This window comes from Bacillus cereus group sp. BfR-BA-01311 (assembly GCF_022664295.1).
In the GTDB taxonomy this organism is placed as follows: Bacteria; Bacillota; Bacilli; order Bacillales; family Bacillaceae_G; genus Bacillus_A; species Bacillus_A cereus.
This window is the reverse complement of sequence record NZ_JAKUHC010000018.1, coordinates 54,476-72,418: the sequence shown is the minus strand read 5'-3', so window position 1 is coordinate 72,418 and position 17,943 is coordinate 54,476. Positions and strand designations below refer to the sequence as shown.

Sequence of the window (17,943 nt, the reverse complement as noted above, 5' to 3'; positions counted from 1 at the left end):
ATGATGGCAGAGAGGTCACACCCGTTCCCATACCGAACACGGAAGTTAAGCTCTCTAGCGCCGATGGTAGTTGGGACCTTGTCCCTGTGAGAGTAGGACGTTGCCAGGCAATATTATTCCGCAGTAGCTCAGCGGTAGAGCTATCGGCTGTTAACCGATCGGTCGTAGGTTCGATTCCTACCTGCGGAGCCATTGGAGAGCTGTCCGAGTTGGCCGAAGGAGCACGATTGGAAATCGTGTATACGTCACAAGCGTATCAAGGGTTCGAATCCCTTGCTCTCCGCCATAGGATTTATAATATTTGGCCCGTTGGTCAAGTGGTTAAGACACCGCCCTTTCACGGCGGTAACACGGGTTCGAATCCCGTACGGGTCACCACTTTGGAGGATTAGCTCAGCTGGGAGAGCACCTGCCTTACAAGCAGGGGGTCGGCGGTTCGATCCCGTCATCCTCCACCATATAAATTTTATATGAATAGTATTATCGCGGGGTGGAGCAGCACGGTAGCTCGTCGGGCTCATAACCCGAAGGTCGCAGGTTCAAATCCTGTCCCCGCAACCAAATGGTCCCGTGGTGTAGTGGTTAACATGCCTGCCTGTCACGCAGGAGATCGCCGGTTCGACCCCGGTCGGGACCGCCATTTTAATAAGGCTCGGTAGCTCAGTCGGTAGAGCAGAGGACTGAAAATCCTCGTGTCGGCGGTTCGATTCCGTCCCGAGCCACCATTTATTTTAATAAAATACGCCGGCTTAGCTCAATTGGTAGAGCAACTGACTTGTAATCAGTAGGTTGGGGGTTCAAGTCCTCTAGCCGGCACCATGTAAGTTTCGGAGGGGTAGCGAAGTGGCTAAACGCGGCGGACTGTAAATCCGCTCCTTCGGGTTCGGCAGTTCGAATCTGCCCCCCTCCACCATTTACATAGGGGCATAGTTTAAAGGTAGAACTGAGGTCTCCAAAACCTCCAGTGTGGGTTCGATTCCTACTGCCCCTGCCAAATATATTTACACAACATGGCGGTTGTGGCGAAGTGGTTAACGCACCGGATTGTGGCTCCGGCATTCGTGGGTTCGATTCCCATCAGTCGCCCCATTTTTATTTTAAAAATTACAAATAATCTAATGGATACTTACATATAATTAAGTAAGAATTCGATGGGCTATAGCCAAGCGGTAAGGCAACGGACTTTGACTCCGTCATGCGCTGGTTCGAATCCAGCTAGCCCAGCCATTTTTGCGGAAGTAGTTCAGTGGTAGAATACAACCTTGCCAAGGTTGGGGTCGCGGGTTCGAATCCCGTCTTCCGCTCCAATAAAACTTTATATGGCGGCATAGCCAAGTGGTAAGGCAGAGGTCTGCAAAACCTTTATCACCGGTTCAAATCCGGTTGCCGCCTTTTCTTTTGTGCCGATGTGGCGGAATTGGCAGACGCGCACGACTCAAAATCGTGTTCCTTCGGGAGTGTCGGTTCGACCCCGACCATCGGTATCATGAACGGCGTAATAAAAGACTCTACACCAAATGTGTAGAGTCTTTTTATATTTTCATCACACTATAAAATAAGCAAAATGGTGTGTTGGTGAAATGGTTATAAATGATTAAGGTAAACTTATTCATTTAGTACATGCGATACAGTTGGGGAAAGCTACAAAACAATAAAGGGATAAATTTTTATCCCTTTATATAATTTCATTATTTTATAGAGAATTTCTCCAACCTGGTGACATGAAGTTAAATCCGACGCCACCAGTAGATATTAGTACATGATCAGCTGTTAATTTCGTAATTTCTAAGAACTTCTTTTCAAACTCTTCTCTGTTGTATTTGTACATAGTTGAGTCGCATGACCACATGTGCGTTGAAGTACTCAACCAGTCTCCTAATTCCTTTAATTCAGGAAACGACTCAAATCGAATTGGTTCATCTAATTTCATGAATCTCACTTGATAGATAGTTGGGTTTAATTTTTCTCCTATTCCTTTAAAAGCATGTGATTTTTTGTCTTTTGAATGTGTCATAATTCACCCTCCATCTTTTCTTCAAATTTTTTCCTATTTTTATTATACAACAATAGAAAACAATTATGGGAATAATATGGAAATATTTATTGGCAATATAAAAAGACTGTAACAGAAATGTTAGAGTCTTTTTGTTAAATTATACTATGTGCTTCTAAAATTCGTAATAAACGTAGGAATTCATGTATAATATAACTTGTCGAAAGAACAAAATGATAGTGATTTATATTATGTCTGTAATATGAATCAAAAATGAACTTTTTATATTTCTTTTAAAAATGTGTTGAACACACATTATATTTCATATTAATATTTTTATGTAGATTTAAAACGGGAAAGAGAGTGGAAAGTATGGGCCGTAAATGGAACAATATTAAAGACAAAAAAGCATCAAAAGATGCAAATACAAGCCGTATATACGCGAAATTTGGGCGTGAAATTTATGTGGCAGCAAAACAAGGCGAGCCAGATCCAGAATCAAACCAAGCACTAAGAGTTGTATTAGAGCGTGCGAAAACATACAATGTTCCAAGAACAATTATTGATCGTGCAGTTGAAAAAGCAAAAGGCGGTTCAGAAGAAAATTATGACGAGCTTCGTTATGAAGGATTCGGACCAAATGGAGCTATGGTTATTGTAGATACACTTACAAATAACGTAAACCGTACTGCAGCAGATGTACGAGCTGCATTTAGCAAAAACAGTGGTAATATGGGTGTGAACGGTTCTGTAGCTTACATGTTTGATGCGACAGCTGTTATCGGCCTTGAAGGTAAAACATCAGATGAAGTTCTTGAAATTTTAATGGAAGCAGATGTAGATGCACGTGACATTCTAGAAGAAGAAGATTCTGTTATCGTGTATGCTGAACCAGATCAATTTCATGCAGTACAATCTGCACTTAAAGGTGCTGGCGTTGAGGAGTTTACAGTTGCAGAATTAACAATGCTTGCACAAAGTGATGTAACACTTCCTGAAGATGCTCAAGCACAATTTGAGAAAATGGTTGATGCATTAGAAGATTTAGAAGATGTTCAACAAGTTTATCACAACGTAGACTTAGGAGAGTAATACGATAGATGACCCTTTTCGCTTAGCGGATAGGGTCTTTTTTATGAAGTTAATTAAGGTGATGAAGTATTAAAGGTATTTTGTTGTAGGTAGGGAATATGATTATAGGGATATATAAAATATTCATTATCTCTAGGAGGCTTAATATGGAACATAAGACACCAAAGCATATCGTTGCTGTAGCCGGTTATTTAACAAATGGAAAAAATGAAGTGTTATTAACAAAAGTGCACTGGCGAGCTGATACGTGGGAGTTGCCACGAGGACAGGTAGAAGAAGGCGAAGCGCTCGATCAAGCTGTCTGTAGGGAAATAAAAGAGGAAACAGGGTTAACGGTGAAGCCTATCGGAATTACAGGCGTTTATTATAATACTTCTATGCATATTCTAGCTGTTGTTTTTAAAGTAGCATATATAAGTGGTGAAATAAAAATTCAACCTGAAGAAATACAAGAGGCTAAATTTGTTGATTTAAATGAAGAGAACATAGATGAGTATATAACGCGTCCTCATATGAAATCCAGAACACTTGATGCAATGAGAGCAACACATTTTATTCCGTATGAAACGTGGGAAGTACAGCCGTATAATTTAATAGGAAGATTGTAAAGAAAAGAGTAGCCGATTTGAGATACATTCGAATCACTACTCTTTTTTTGTATACTGTTTAAGAAAAAGGTCAAAATAATAATAGCACTAGTATTGATTTGGGGAACGTTTGTTCTGTATAATAAATCTATATGTTATATACATTTAGATTACTAGATAGTCAAAAGTATATATATTTGTAGATGATATAATTAAAGTGTAAAGTGAAAATATAATAGTCTTAAGGGTTTCTCTTTTATTGGTTATTCGTACTTTAACATAATCTATATTCAATATTTCAGATGAATAGTAGATAAAAAAAGACTGTGATACAATACTTTTTTATCCAACTATTTGCTGGGCAGTAAGCTTGATTAATGAGGGCCGATTAAAGTTTCACTTTATACCTTACAATGATGTAAGGTACGTGTAAGAGAAATCGATGGGATATTTTTTTACAACAATGTATTCTTAAAGTAAGAGTTATATGCTGTGTGGAAAAGAGGTGTTCAAGATGAAAGAACGAGTATTATCTAGGGTGAACTATCATCAAAAAGTTGCATTAAATCCAATGACTAAACTTTTTTATAAAGCCATTATATTATTATTATTGTTAAGTTGTACGTTATTATTCATTGGAAATGTAATGATTGAGAAAAGTGATATTAGTAAATTACATGTACCGGCTAAGTTAGAGGTGCCAGAATCATTAACACATGCATTTATTGCGACAGAAGATAAAAGATTTTATCATCATAACGGTTTAGATTATATAGCAATTATTAGGGCATCTGTTGAGAATATAAAGGCTGGTGGTGTCGTGCAAGGAGGAAGTACAATTACACAGCAGCTATCTAAAAATGCCTTTTTAACGAATGAACGTACATTTTCTCGGAAGTGGAAAGAGATTTTTTATACGAAAAAAATTGAACGCACATTTACAAAGGATGAAATATTAAAATTATATGTAAGTAATATTTATTATGGAGAAGGAGCATGGGGAATTGAAAAAGCAGCAAACCTTTACTTCGGTAAAAAGGTGAACCAATTAACGTTGGCTGAAAGTGCAATGATGGCTGCTGTAGTAAAAGCACCTGCTTATTACTCACCTGCCCAAAATTATGATAAAGCAGTAGAGAGACGTAATGTCGTTTTGAGACTAATGGAGAAAGAAGGCTATATAAGCCATGATGAGTATGTTCAAGCAGTTAGTGAGAAATTGGTAATTCGTCATGATATAAAAATAGAGCAGTCGATGTTAAATAGCGCGCGTAAAAAAGCAGTAAGTTAAGAGAAGTTCCTACAGAGGAGCTTCTTTTTTTGAATAAATTGTGACAAATTGTGACACAATATCGTCACAATTATTGTGTTTTTGTAATTTATGTGAGCGTGTTCATTGCGTGACGTATATAAGTGTTGATATTATGTGTATTGTGTACAATGCTGTATACAGAATATGAATTTAAAGAGGAATGTATATGAAATCAAATAAACTCATGGCTCTTGGTATAGTTTTTTCTATCGCAGTATTGATTGTAATTGGAACAATTGCGTATAGCATCATAAATGACAAAAAAGATAAAGGGAATGAGATGTTTGCTTATTCTACGCAACAATCTTTAGGGAAAGATGATGCTCCAGTTAAGGTAGTTGAATTTGGAGACTTTAAATGTCCTGCTTGTCGTACTTGGGATGTAACAGTATTACCTCGATTAAAAGAGGAGTATATCGATAAAGGCAAAGTGCAGTTATATTTTATTAACTTCCCATTTATCGGAAAAGACTCAGATTTAGGTGCAGCAGCTGGTGAAGCAATTTATAAACAAGATAAAGATTCATTCTGGATTTTCTATGATGAGATTTATCAAAATCAAAAGAAAGATACGGAAGAATGGATTACAGAAGATTTGCTTCTTAGCATTGTGAAAGAGAAACTTCCAAAAGTTGATGTAGAGCAATTTAAGAAAGACTTACACAGTAAAGAAATTACAGAAAAAGTACGTAAAGATTCAGATCGTGCTCAAAAATTAAAAGTTCAAGGTGCTCCTTCTGTATATGTAAACGGAAATCTTGCAAATCCTGATTTTGATAGTATGAAGAAGGCAATTGATAAAGAATTGAAAAAGTGATGAGGTCTCTCATCACTTTTTCGACTTTTTTCGATAAAATTCTTGCCTCTACTTTTTTTACATGCTATACTATTTTACATAAGTTATTCTAATATCTTATATGTAATTCATATTTGCGGGTGTAGTTTAGTGGTAAAACAAGAGCCTTCCAAGCTCTGGTCGAGAGTTCGATTCTCTTCACCCGCTCCAAATTTTATTAAAAGTTTTTCTATAAATTGTGATCAACGCAGTGTTTCGTTTCCGAGATAAACGAGGCATTGCGTTTTTTAATGTTTGAAAAATATAATTACATGCGAAAATAGAAGTAAATGATAGTATTCCAAACGTGAATTACTAACCAATAGAGTGGTTACATAAGGGGTGGATTCATCTGAGGAGGCGATTAAGAGTGGATTTTGAACAATTAAAGCAAGATGTAATTGCGTATAGTAAAACAATTGGCATAGATAAAATAGGCTTTGCGAGCGCTTCTCCTTTTGAGGAATTAAAGCAGCGCTTAATCCAGCAACAACAATTAAATTATCAATCTGGATTTGAAGAGCCTGATATAGAGAAGAGAACGAATCCGCAACTGTTATTACCGGGTGCTAAATCAATTATTGCGATTGCTTTAGCATATCCTTCAAAATTAAAAAATGCACCATTAAGTAAGCGTGGAGAACGCCGTGGGATTTTTTGTCGTGCTTCTTGGGGACAAGATTATCATCTTGTTTTACGAGATCGTTTGCAAAAATTAGAGGCATATTTAATTGAAAAACTTCCCGATATAGAAGTGAAGTCCATGGTTGATACAGGTGAATTAAGTGATCGAGCTGTATCAGAGCGTGCTGGTATTGGATGGAGCGGTAAAAACTGCTCTATTATTACACCTGAATTTGGTTCGTACGTATACTTAGGGGAAATGATTACAAATGTTCCATTCCCGCCAGATAAGCCGATAGAAGATCAATGCGGAGGCTGTACGAAATGTATTGATATTTGTCCTACCGGTGCTTTAATACAGGGGGGACAGTTAGATTCGAAGAAGTGCATTGCGTTTTTAACACAGACGAAAGGATTCCTACCTGAAGAATATCGCGATAAAATAGGAAATCGTATATATGGATGTGATACGTGTCAGACTGTTTGCCCGAAAAATAAAGGAATGGATTTTCATAATCATCCTGAGATGGAGCCGGATCCTGAGCTAGTTAAACCATTATTAACGCCACTTTTAACAATTAGTAATCGTGATTTTAAAGAGAAATATGGGATTATGTCAGGGTCATGGAGAGGGAAAAAGCCACTGCAAAGAAATGCGATTTTAGCATTAGCACATTTTAAAGAAGCATCGGCAATTCCAGATTTAATTGGTGTTATGAAAGATGACCCAAGACCGGTACTACGCGGAACGGCAGCATGGGCACTTGGGAAAATTGGCGGAGATGGAGTAGGCGAAGCGATTGAGAAAGCGATGGAACGTGAGAAAGATGAAGAAGTGCTTCATGAAATGAATCGCGGGCTTGAATTGTTAGCACAGAAAAAAGAGTAGATAATATTTCCCTTTTTCATATTGTAATATGGGAGGGAGACAGAATGGTTGTAAAAACGAAGATTGAAAACCAAGTACAACAATTTTTAGCATATATAACGGAGAAAAGAACGAATGTGGATGGTATTGCTGAGGATTTACTACAAATGGCACTGAGAAAGAAACAATTGTTTCAAAGGCGTAGTGCACATATAGTGAAAGCAACTGCGGATGTTTCTTTCATTAGACAATTAAATAGTAATGACCATCAAGAAATTGATTATCAAATACATTTTAAATATTTAATTAAGCATAAAGAATTATTTTATATTGAAGAGGAACAATTAAAACGAAGAGTTTGTTTAAATAATAGTCGAATTATAGGCGATTCTGCTATTGAAGTGTCAGAAGAAATTAGAATGGGTGAGACATTAGAAAGGGATATTACGAAAGAGAAGTACGGTTCTTATCAGTATAATCGTTTAGAGGCAGTGAAATATGCAGAGCGTTGGTGGGATGACCGGAATCCTATGTATCGTAATTTCCCTGATAATTGTACGAATTTCATTTCTCAATGTCTTCATACTGGAGAAGTACCTATGAACGGGTATCCTAATATTCGTAAAGGATGGTGGCAAAGGGAGAATCAGTGGAGTTGGAGCTGGGCTGTTGCACATTCTTTTTATTGGTATTTGTCAGGTGCTACAACAGGACTTCGAGCAGAGGCGGTAGAGAGGCCAGAAGAACTTATTCTTGGAGATGTCATTGCTTATGATTTCGAGGATGACGGAAGATGGAATCATACGACGATTGTAGTAGCAAAAGATGCAGATGGTATGCCGCTTGTAAATGCACATTCAGCGAATAGCCGTCGACGTTATTGGAACTATGAAGACTCTAGTAAATATACACCACAAATGAAATATAAATTCTTTCATATTATTAATGGGTAGAGATTTTTCGCTCAAGTGGTATAATACGTAGTAGACAAAAAACAGAGGTGAATATCGCGTGGGAGTACATGTTGTTTTATATCAGCCAGAAATTCCAGCAAATACAGGGAATATTGCTCGTACTTGTGCAGCAACTGGAACAGAATTACATTTGATTAGACCGCTTGGATTTTCAACGGATGATAAAATGTTAAAGCGTGCAGGATTAGATTATTGGCAGCACGTAAAAATTACGTATTATGATTCAATTGAAGAATTTTATGAAAAAAATAAAGACGGTGAATTCTTCTATTTAACAAAGTATGGCGAGAAAGCTCATACAGCGTTTGACTATAGCAAGCGTGAGAAGGATTACTATTTTGTATTTGGAAGAGAAACAAACGGCTTACCAGCTAATGTAATCGAAGAAAACTTTGATCATTGTTTACGTATTCCAATGACAGATAAAGTACGTTCATTAAATTTATCTAATACAGCAGCAATTTTAATTTATGAAGCGTTCCGTCAACAAAATTACCCTGGATTAGATTTAGAAATCGTTTATTAAAAGTCGCCATATGGCGACTTTTTTTTATAAAATAAAAATAATATATAATCATACATTTAAAAGAGAGGACATAATCATATAGAATGGGATATATGATTAAAAATAGATAAGACGGGTTGAGATAAATATGAAGGAAGAATATAGTAATCAAAATACCTTTTTAAGTATGATAGATATGGATTTAATTAGACAAGGATTATTACATGCTATTCAAGATTTAGTATTCATATTGAAAGTTATTGATAATGAAACGTTTCAATATATGTATGTGAATAAAATAGGAATGGATTATGCTAGGTTAAGCGAAGAGTGCTATGGAAAAACTTTTGCAGAAGTATTACCAAAAGATATAGCGGGGATATTGCAAAGGCAATATGCAAAAGTAGTGAGAGAAGCGAAAGCACACACCTTTTGTGATGTAGTCAATTTACCAAAAGGTGAGATACATTATGAATCTTCACTTAATCCTGTCTGCGACGAAGAAGGAATATGTCAATTTGTTATTTGCATTACAAGAGATATTACAGCTCAAATTGAGGAGAAGACAAAGATAGAGGAAAAACAAATGTTATTTAAGTCGTTACTGGAATATAATAATGACTCAATTATATCTATAGATTCTATAGGGAGAGTTACATATGCAAATCCGGCAACGTATGAAATATTTGGATATCGGTATGAGGAATTAAATAATAAATTTATTTTTGAATTCATTAATAAAGAATATGAAAAAGATTTTCAAATTCTATTTAAGGGATCGATGCAAGGAAAAGCAAAACAAATTGTTTCAAAGAAATATGTTCATAAAGAAGGGTACGAGCTATATATTTCTTTGAGAACTATCCCGATTATTGTGAAAGGTGAAATTGTTGGGGTTTATATTGTTACGAGAGATGTTACAAGGCAAGTATTAAACGAAATGCGAACAGAATATTTAGCTTACTATGACCAGTTAACGGGATTAATGAATAGAATTTCATGTACAAATAAGTTAAATACTTTTTTAAATGAGAGTGTAAATTTTGCACTTGTATTTATAGATTTAGATGAGTTTCATCGTATTAATGATACATTTGGTCATAAAGAGGGAGATAAAGTATTACAAAAAGTTACAGAATGTTTAAGCAATCTAAAAATAGAAGATATGCACTTATTTAGAGAACACGATGATCAATTTGTTATGTTGATAGAAAATATAACGAAAGAATGTGTAGAGGAAGTTGCAAAAAGCATACTGAAAAATATTAGTGAATATTTTGTAATCGAAGAAGAAGATATATATTTAAGTGCATCAATTGGAATTGTAATGGCTCCAGCAGATGGAGAAGATGAAAAAATACTATTTCAGAGGGTCGATGCTGCTTTAGAAAAAGCAAAAGAAAAAGGAAAAGGACATTATCATTTTTATTGTAGTGGATTAGACTGTGAGCGTGAACAAAGGTTTATAATAGAAAACCAGTTACATCGTGCTATAGAAAAAAATGAATTTTTCTTATATTATCAGCCACAAATTAATATTGAAACGAAAAAAATAGCTAGTATGGAAGCTTTAATAAGGTGGGAGAATAAGGAATTAGGATTTGTTTCTCCAAACCAATTTATTCCGTTGGCAGAAAGAACAGGATTTATTATTAAGCTCGATGAATGGGTAGTAAATCAAGTGTGTCAGCAACTGCGCGAATGGTTAAATAAAGGATATGAAGTGGTCCCAATTGCGGTTAATATTTCAGCTAGACACTTTCGTTCTATTACATTAATAGAGATGATTACACGGGCTTTAAATAAGTACAATGTATCAGCTCATTTATTAGCGATAGAGGTTACAGAAGGAGCTCTTATACATAAAGATATATCAAAGAGAGTGTTACTACAATTAAAAGAACAAAATTTAAAGATTCATTTAGATGATTTTGGAACAGGCTATTCATCTTTAAGTTATTTAAAAACATATCCAATTGATACTTTAAAAATTGATCGTTCTTTTATGGAAGGTATACATATAGATGAACGTGATACGAATATTACAGCTGCAATTATTCATTTAGCTCATACTTTAGAATTGAATATAATTGCAGAAGGAGTAGAAAAAAAGGAGCAAATACAGTTTTTGAAAGAAAAGAATGTGAAGCTTGTACAAGGTTATTATTATAGCCGACCACTATCCAAATATGATATGGAAAATATGTATTATAAATAAAAAAATGATGTGCTAAAAGCACATCATTTTTTATGTGTACCTGGTTTGTCATTGTAACCGGATGTAAAAATAGCTGTAAGAAATGTGAGTGATACACCTAAAATTAATAATAATTTCATACTAATATCCTCCTTACTGTTTTCGGTTTATGAGTTTTATTTATTATCCAAAATGTATGTAAGGTTCTTAGAAGAAAAGAATTTATTTATAATGAATAGCAGTGTAAAAATGTTAATACCTATATTATACAGAATTTTCTTTGAATTTTGGAGAGAATTTTAGCGTGCTATTATATATTTCGTTTTGATTTAAAGAATGTTTAAGGACATCCTAGCATACCTTTTATAATAATCCGATTGAACAAGGAGATGGGGGAGGAGCTATAATGGATATTCTAAAAAAGATTGAACAGCACCGAGAAGCAGAAGAACGTTTACAATGGGAAGGTACGTTTGCGGAGTATTTGGAGCTTGTGAAAGAAAGACCATGGGTGGCTCAAACAGCACACTCTCGCATTTACAATATGATAAAAGACGCTGGAATTGAAGAAGTTGATGGTAGAAGAAAGTATAACTTCTTTAGTAATCAGCTCTTTGGATTAGAGGATGCTCTAGAACGTCTTGTAGAGGAATATTTTCATCCATCTGCAAAACGATTAGATGTTAGAAAAAGAATTTTATTATTAATGGGTCCTGTTAGTGGAGGAAAATCAACGTTAGTTACAATGTTGAAACGAGGATTAGAAACATATTCAAGAACAGATCGCGGAGCAATTTTTGCAATTAAAGGATGCCCAATGCATGAGGATCCACTGCATTTAATTCCACATCATTTACGAGATGATTTCTTTGATGAGTATGGTGTTAGAATTGAAGGGAATTTATCACCATTAAATGTGATGCGTCTAGAGCAAGAATACGGATCAAGAATTGAGGATGTAGTTGTAGAGCGTATTTTCTTCTCTGAAGATCGCCGTACAGGGATTGGTACATTTAGCCCGTCTGATCCAAAATCACAGGATATTGCAGATTTAACAGGTAGTCTGGACTTTTCTACGATTGCAGAATATGGTTCAGAATCAGATCCGCGTGCGTATCGATTTGATGGAGAATTAAATAAGGCGAACCGAGGAATGATGGAGTTCCAAGAGATGTTAAAATGCGATGAGAAGTTTTTATGGCACTTATTATCGCTTACACAAGAAGGGAATTTCAAAGCGGGAAGATTTGCGCTTATTTCAGCAGATGAATTAATTGTAGCGCATACGAACGAAACAGAGTATCGCTCATTTATAGCAAATAAGAAAAATGAAGCATTGCACTCAAGAATTATTGTAATGCCAGTTCCTTATAATTTACGAGTAAGTGAAGAAGAGCATATTTATGAAAAAATGATTCGTGAAAGTGATGTGTCGAATGTTCACATTGCACCACACACACTTCGCGTTGCAGCAATGTTCACTATTTTAACTCGTTTAAAAGATCCGAAGCGTCCGGATATTGATTTAATTAAAAAGATGCGTTTGTATGATGGAGAAACGGTAGAAGGTTATAATGCGATTGATGTAGAAGAATTACAACGTGAATATCAAGATGAAGGTATGAAGGGTATTGACCCTCGTTATGTCATTAACCGAATTTCGTCTACAATCATTCGAAAAGAGGTACCATCTATTAACGCGTTAGATGTACTTAGATCTTTAAAAGATGGGCTAGATCAGCATCCATCCATTAGTAATGAAGACCGTGAACGTTACATGAACTTCATCTCATTAGCGAGAAAAGAATACGATGAAATCGCGAAGAAAGAAGTACAAAAAGCGTTTGTTTATTCATATGAAGAATCAGCTAAGACGCTTATGGATAATTACTTAGATAACGTCGAGGCGTACTGCAATAAATCGAAATTACGTGATCCGTTAACAGGAGAAGAAATGAGTCCAGATGAAAAATTAATGCGCTCAATTGAAGAGCAAATTGGAATTTCAGAGAATGCTAAGAAAGCGTTCCGTGAAGAGATTTTAATTCGCATTTCTGCTTATGCCCGTAAAGGAAAACGTTTTGATTATAATTCACATGAACGTCTTCGTGAAGCGATTCAGAAAAAACTATTTGCTGATTTAAAAGATATAGTGAAAATTACAACATCAACGAAAACGCCGGACGAAAATCAGCTTAAGAAAATCAATGATGTTGTTGCGCGTTTAATTGATGAGCACGGCTATAATTCTTCTTCAGCAAACGAATTACTACGCTATGTAGGTAGCTTGTTAAACAGATAGTTTGATAACAAAACGCTGTCTCTTGTATTTTGCGGGACAGCGTTTTATTATCCGTTCATATGTGTATAAAGTGTCATACCTTGTCCAAATGTAATAAATTAAGATGCAATTTCATGAATTTATTGTCAATTATTTTTACAATATGCATATGATAGAGTAACCAACCATTCATACGAAAAAAGCCAACACAATACAATATGTTGCAAAGTAAAAATATGTGCAACAATGCATTGTGTTTCTTTCTTATCAGTGGCTGAATATTTCTTTCTATTATGTGAGTGGCAAAATTTTGTTTAGGATGCTCGGGGTATTGTATGAAAAACGTTATAAATGTTTATGGGATGATTTTCTGTGGGCAGTTACCTTTCAAACATTCTAGCTTGCACATTACAGAACAGAATTTATAGATTGCTGTTCATACAGGAAGACAATTACAGTAAGGAGGGAAAGGAATGGGCGAAGAAAATCAACCAAATTATACAATTTCACAGGAAAACTGGTCCCTCCATCGCAAAGGATATGACGACCAACAGCGCCATCAAGAAAAAGTACAAGAGGCAATTAAAAATAATTTACCCGATCTTGTAACAGAAGAAAGTATAGTTATGTCTAATGGCAAGGATGTTGTAAAAATACCAATTCGTTCTCTAGATGAATATAAGATTAGATACAATTATGATAAAAATAAACATGTTGGGCAAGGAAATGGTGACAGCAAAGTTGGTGATGTCGTTGCGAGAGATGGATCAGGTGGTCAAAAACAAAAAGGGCCAGGAAAAGGCCAAGGAGCAGGAGATGCAGCTGGGGAAGATTACTATGAAGCTGAAGTCTCTATTTTAGAATTAGAGCAAGCGTTTTTCAGAGAATTAGAACTGCCTAATTTAAAGAGAAAAGAAATGGATGAAAACCGGATTGAACATGTTGAATTTAATGACATTAGAAAAACAGGATTATGGGGAAATATCGATAAGAAAAGAACAATGATATCCGCATATAAACGAAATGCGATGAGTGGTAAAGCATCTTTTCATCCGATTCATCAAGAAGACTTAAAGTTCCGCACTTGGAATGAAGTGTTAAAGCCAGATTCAAAAGCTGTTGTATTAGCGATGATGGATACGAGTGGATCGATGGGAATATGGGAGAAATATATGGCACGGAGCTTCTTTTTCTGGATGACGAGATTTCTACGCACAAAGTATGAAACAGTAGATATTGAATTTATTGCCCATCATACGGAGGCAAAAGTAGTTCCAGAGGAAGAGTTTTTCTCAAAAGGAGAAAGTGGCGGAACAATTTGTTCTTCTGTATACAAAAAAGCACTCGAGCTAATTGATAATAAATACTCACCAGACCGCTATAATATTTATCCATTCCATTTTTCAGATGGTGATAATTTAACATCAGATAATGCTAGATGTGTAAAGCTTGTTGAAGAGCTAATGAAGAAGTGTAATATGTTTGGGTATGGGGAAGTGAATCAGTACAACCGCCACAGTACACTCATGTCAGCCTATAAAAATATTAAAGATGAAAACTTTAGATACTATATTTTAAAGCAAAAAGCAGACGTATTTCATGCGATGAAAAGCTTTTTTAGAGAAGAATCAGGTGAGAAAATGGCATAACCTCTTTTAAAGAGGTTATTTTTTTGTAAACTTTTTATTTTTCCATTTGACAATGATAATGAAAATCATTATCATTTATTCGAGAAATGATTACATTTCGAATTATATATTTCGGAGGAGATGTAAAGTTGAAACAAAATAAAAGAAAACGTATAAATGCAATGATTATAGTGGCGGCGTTATCACTTCCGTTTGCTGTTTATTCAACACCTGCTTTAGCGGCAGTAGCAATTGAGGCGAATAAAACTGGACAAGGTTTAGAAGATGGTACATATGACGCTGTAATTAAAGCGTATAAAGATAAAACGAATGAAGAGTCTATGGCAGCTGTTTATATAAAGGATCCGAAATTAACAATTGAGAACGGAAAGAAAATTGTAACAGCAACGTTAAGTGATAGTGATTTCTTTCAATACTTGAAAACAGAGGATATTCATAATCCAGATGTGTTTCATGATGTGAAAGTACTATCAGAAGATAAAAAGAAAAATGGAACGAAAGTGATTCAGTTTGAAGTAGGGGAATTAGGGAAAAGGTATAATATGCGGATGCATATTTATATTCCAACAATGGCCTATGACAATAAGTACCAAGTACAGTTTGAAGTAAATACATTGAATTTAGAGAACAAAGTTCCAGAAAAACAAAAGGAAAATAAAGAGGAACAACAAGATGAGAACGGAAATGTAATATTAGATAAGCAATTACAAAAATATATTAATAAATATAACTTAAATAGAGATAATGTAGATGCGCCAATCACAAAGAAAGATTTATTACAAATTAAAACATTATCCATTTATTCTGGTAAAGGAATAAATGAAATAACTGGTTTAGAGTATATGACAAATTTAGAGAAGTTGACGTTACGAGAGTCTAATGTAAAAGACATATCAGCCATCTCGAAATTGAGAGGTTTGAAGTACGTTGATTTAACGTCTAATTCAATTGAAAGTATTCACCCAATTGAGCAGTTAGAGAATATTAATAAGCTTTTTTTAAGAGATAATAAAATTTCTGATCTTACACCATTAAGTAAAATGAAAAAAATTAAAACATTAGATTTAATCGGTAATAACATTAAAGATATCCAGCCATTATTTATATTATCAACTATGAAACAATTATACTTAGCAAATAATCAAATCAGTGATCTTACGGGAATTGATCGATTAAATAATGTGGAACTATTATGGATAGGGAACAATAAAATTAATAATGTTGAATCTATTAGTAAAATGAGTAATCTTATTGAACTAGAAATTTCTGATAGTGAAATAAAAGATATATCACCATTATTTCAATTAGGAAATTTACAAGTGCTGAATTTAGAAGAGAATTATATCTCTGATATATCGCCGTTGAGCACCTTAACAAATTTACATGAGATAAATCTTGGAGCAAATGAAATTTCTGACGTAAGGCCTGTTGAGGAATTAGGTAAGCAAATTTCAATTGACATTCAAAGACAAAAAATCTTTTTAAATGAAGCAAGCGTAGATGAAGAAATAAAAATCCCAGTATACAACCTCAAAGGAGAGCCACTTCAAAATATTAATTTACAAAGTGAGGGGGCTACTCTGAATAACGGATTTATAAAATGGAATAGTCCTGGAGAAAAAATATATAAATTTAAACTAGATACTAATTCTACTGAAAGTAGAATTAGATTTAATGGCATGGTTATACAGAATATAGTTGAAAAACAAAAAGAAAGTCAAAATGTAATTCTCGATAAAACTTTACAACAACATATTAATAAAGAGAATTTAGGTAGAGAGGATTTAAACGCCCCTATCACAAAAGAAGATTTATTACAGATTAAAAAACTAGAGATATTTAAAGAAAAAGGAAATGAGATAAAAGATATAACAGGTTTAGAGTACATGACGAACTTAGAAAACCTTACTTTAGAAGGAGTAGGTCTGAAAAATATTGAGTTCATTTCAAACTTGAAACAATTGAATAATGTGAATGTATCTCATAATCAAATTGAAGATATAACACCACTATCTTCATTGGAAAATTTACAGTGGTTAAATCTTGCGGACAATCATATTAAAGATGTAATGGTTATTGGTTCCATGTTAAACTTATTTAGCTTAAATTTAGCTGGAAATGAGATTCGTGATGTAAGGCCATTAATACAATTAGGTCAGTGGTTTACAATTGATGTTAGAAGGCAAAAGGTCATTTTAGATGATGCAGAAATAAATAAAGAAGTGAAAATCCCTGCATATGATTTAGAGGGAGAGCCAATTGAAAAGATTATACTAAAGAGTGAAGGTGGAACGCTTACTGATGAGGGAATCATTTGGCGTACTTTAGGAGAAAAAATATATGAATTTGATTTAGATGCAGATCATTATGAGACTGGTATATTATATAGTGGCATCGTCATGCAGAAGATAGTAGAAAAATTAATATCGACAGAAGAAGTAAAAGAACCGATAAAAGAAGTTGAAGAAACAAAAGAAGAAGTGGACGAGCCAACGAAAGAAATTGAAGAAACAAAAGAAGAAGTGAAAGAACCGGTAAAAGAAGTTGAAGAAACAAAAGAAGAAGTGAAAGAACCGGTAAAAGAAGTTGAAGAAACAAAAGAAGAAGTGAAAGAACCAGTAAAAGAAGTTGAAGAAACAAAAGAAGAAGTAAAAGAGCCGGTAAAAGAAGTTGAAGGATCGAAAGAAGAAGTGAAAGAACCAACAAAAGAAGTTGAAGGATCGAAAGAAGAAGTAAAAGAAACGGCAAAAGAAATTGAAGGTTCAAAAGAAGCAGTAAATCCATCTGAAGTAGTCCAAGAACAAAACATGAATAATCAAGTTGTGAAAGAAAATAAACCAGTTGCTAATAAACAGGAAGAAAGTAAGAAATCATTAGGAGCAACAGGTGGACAAGCGAATACATCAAAGTTACTTTCAGGCGTAGTATTAGTTCTTTCAGCACTGAGTATGTTTGTATTTAGAAAGAGATTATTTAAGAAGTGAATAACGTTTTATCTTATTATATTGTAAATTGATTGTATAAGT

12 protein-coding genes, 16 tRNA genes and 1 rRNA gene are annotated in these 17,943 nt (G+C 34.6%); 28 read left to right on the top strand and 1 reads right to left on the bottom strand.

All coding sequences use genetic code 11. The features are described 5' to 3' along the window. The 16 genes from rrf to MR136_RS25400 form a co-directional block, all read left to right on the top strand. Positions 1 to 109: ribosomal RNA gene (gene rrf, locus MR136_RS25475) — 5S ribosomal RNA — on the top strand; the annotation flags it as partial. 8 nt (positions 110 to 117) lie between these two features. Further along, a tRNA-Asn gene (locus tag MR136_RS25470) sits at positions 118 to 192 on the top strand. A gap of 2 nt (positions 193 to 194) precedes the next feature. Beyond that, positions 195 to 286: transfer RNA gene (locus MR136_RS25465), tRNA-Ser, on the top strand. Positions 287 to 303: 17 nt separating this feature from the next. Further along, positions 304 to 378, top strand: a tRNA-Glu gene (locus tag MR136_RS25460). 4 nt (positions 379 to 382) lie between these two features. Then, positions 383 to 458, top strand: a tRNA-Val gene (locus MR136_RS25455). A gap of 26 nt (positions 459 to 484) precedes the next feature. After that, positions 485 to 561, top strand: a tRNA-Met gene (locus MR136_RS25450). A 3-nt stretch (positions 562 to 564) separates the two neighbouring features. Further along, positions 565 to 640 (top strand) — tRNA-Asp (locus tag MR136_RS25445). 9 nt (positions 641 to 649) lie between these two features. Further along, a tRNA-Phe gene (locus tag MR136_RS25440) sits at positions 650 to 725 on the top strand. Between the two features lie 18 nt (positions 726 to 743). Further along, a tRNA-Thr gene (locus tag MR136_RS25435) sits at positions 744 to 819 on the top strand. Between the two features lie 10 nt (positions 820 to 829). Next, a tRNA-Tyr gene (locus tag MR136_RS25430) sits at positions 830 to 913 on the top strand. Positions 914 to 920: 7 nt separating this feature from the next. Continuing rightward, positions 921 to 994: transfer RNA gene (locus MR136_RS25425), tRNA-Trp, on the top strand. A gap of 19 nt (positions 995 to 1,013) precedes the next feature. Continuing rightward, a tRNA-His gene (locus MR136_RS25420) sits at positions 1,014 to 1,089 on the top strand. Positions 1,090 to 1,152: 63 nt separating this feature from the next. Next, positions 1,153 to 1,227, top strand: a tRNA-Gln gene (locus tag MR136_RS25415). Positions 1,228 to 1,232: 5 nt separating this feature from the next. Further along, positions 1,233 to 1,307, top strand: a tRNA-Gly gene (locus MR136_RS25410). Positions 1,308 to 1,321: 14 nt separating this feature from the next. Then, a tRNA-Cys gene (locus tag MR136_RS25405) sits at positions 1,322 to 1,392 on the top strand. A gap of 10 nt (positions 1,393 to 1,402) precedes the next feature. Then, a tRNA-Leu gene (locus MR136_RS25400) sits at positions 1,403 to 1,484 on the top strand. 209 nt (positions 1,485 to 1,693) lie between these two features. Here the strand turns inward: MR136_RS25400 and MR136_RS25395 are convergent. Then, the gene (locus MR136_RS25395; RefSeq protein WP_017674571.1) at positions 1,694 to 2,014 is read right to left on the bottom strand and encodes a DUF3884 family protein; all 321 of its coding nucleotides are present in this window, start codon (positions 2,012 to 2,014) and stop codon (positions 1,694 to 1,696) included. A 351-nt stretch (positions 2,015 to 2,365) separates the two neighbouring features. Between MR136_RS25395 and MR136_RS25390 the strand changes: the two genes are divergently transcribed. From MR136_RS25390 to MR136_RS25335, 12 genes are all read left to right on the top strand, one after another. Next, positions 2,366 to 3,085, top strand: a complete 720-nt coding sequence (locus tag MR136_RS25390) for a YebC/PmpR family DNA-binding transcriptional regulator (RefSeq protein WP_000532952.1) — start codon at positions 2,366 to 2,368, stop codon at positions 3,083 to 3,085. Between the two features lie 146 nt (positions 3,086 to 3,231). Continuing rightward, a complete protein-coding gene (locus MR136_RS25385; protein ID WP_242259666.1) occupies positions 3,232 to 3,693 on the top strand; it encodes an NUDIX hydrolase in 462 nt (153 codons plus the stop codon). Between the two features lie 493 nt (positions 3,694 to 4,186). Beyond that, positions 4,187 to 4,963, top strand: coding sequence for a transglycosylase domain-containing protein (locus MR136_RS25380; RefSeq protein ID WP_000664715.1), 777 nt, complete (start codon positions 4,187 to 4,189; stop codon positions 4,961 to 4,963). Positions 4,964 to 5,150: 187 nt separating this feature from the next. After that, a complete protein-coding gene (locus MR136_RS25375; RefSeq protein WP_000841308.1) occupies positions 5,151 to 5,801 on the top strand; it encodes a DsbA family protein in 651 nt (216 codons plus the stop codon). Between the two features lie 115 nt (positions 5,802 to 5,916). Continuing rightward, positions 5,917 to 5,990 (top strand) — tRNA-Gly (locus MR136_RS25370). Between the two features lie 199 nt (positions 5,991 to 6,189). Further along, a complete protein-coding gene (queG, locus tag MR136_RS25365; RefSeq protein WP_000345215.1) occupies positions 6,190 to 7,332 on the top strand; it encodes a tRNA epoxyqueuosine(34) reductase QueG in 1,143 nt (380 codons plus the stop codon). A gap of 44 nt (positions 7,333 to 7,376) precedes the next feature. Beyond that, the gene (locus MR136_RS25360; protein ID WP_000260591.1) at positions 7,377 to 8,264 is read left to right on the top strand and encodes an amidase domain-containing protein; all 888 of its coding nucleotides are present in this window, start codon (positions 7,377 to 7,379) and stop codon (positions 8,262 to 8,264) included. A 58-nt stretch (positions 8,265 to 8,322) separates the two neighbouring features. Continuing rightward, positions 8,323 to 8,811 (top strand): tRNA (uridine(34)/cytosine(34)/5-carboxymethylaminomethyluridine(34)-2'-O)-methyltransferase TrmL, encoded by a 489-nt coding sequence (gene trmL / locus MR136_RS25355; protein WP_000538147.1) that lies wholly within the window; start codon positions 8,323 to 8,325, stop codon positions 8,809 to 8,811. 127 nt (positions 8,812 to 8,938) lie between these two features. Next, positions 8,939 to 11,008 (top strand): sensor domain-containing protein, encoded by a 2,070-nt coding sequence (locus MR136_RS25350; RefSeq protein WP_061456741.1) that lies wholly within the window; start codon positions 8,939 to 8,941, stop codon positions 11,006 to 11,008. Positions 11,009 to 11,393: 385 nt separating this feature from the next. Further along, positions 11,394 to 13,289 carry a PrkA family serine protein kinase gene (locus MR136_RS25345; RefSeq protein ID WP_000353281.1) on the top strand — a complete coding sequence of 632 codons (1,896 nt, stop codon included), beginning with the start codon at positions 11,394 to 11,396 and terminating at the stop codon, positions 13,287 to 13,289. 452 nt (positions 13,290 to 13,741) lie between these two features. Further along, positions 13,742 to 14,917: a sporulation protein YhbH gene (gene yhbH / locus MR136_RS25340; protein WP_000503518.1), complete on the top strand. Its 1,176-nt coding sequence runs from the start codon at positions 13,742 to 13,744 to the stop codon at positions 14,915 to 14,917. A gap of 128 nt (positions 14,918 to 15,045) precedes the next feature. Beyond that, positions 15,046 to 17,901, top strand: coding sequence for a leucine-rich repeat domain-containing protein (locus MR136_RS25335; RefSeq protein WP_242259665.1), 2,856 nt, complete (start codon positions 15,046 to 15,048; stop codon positions 17,899 to 17,901). Positions 17,902 to 17,943 lie beyond the last annotated feature (42 nt).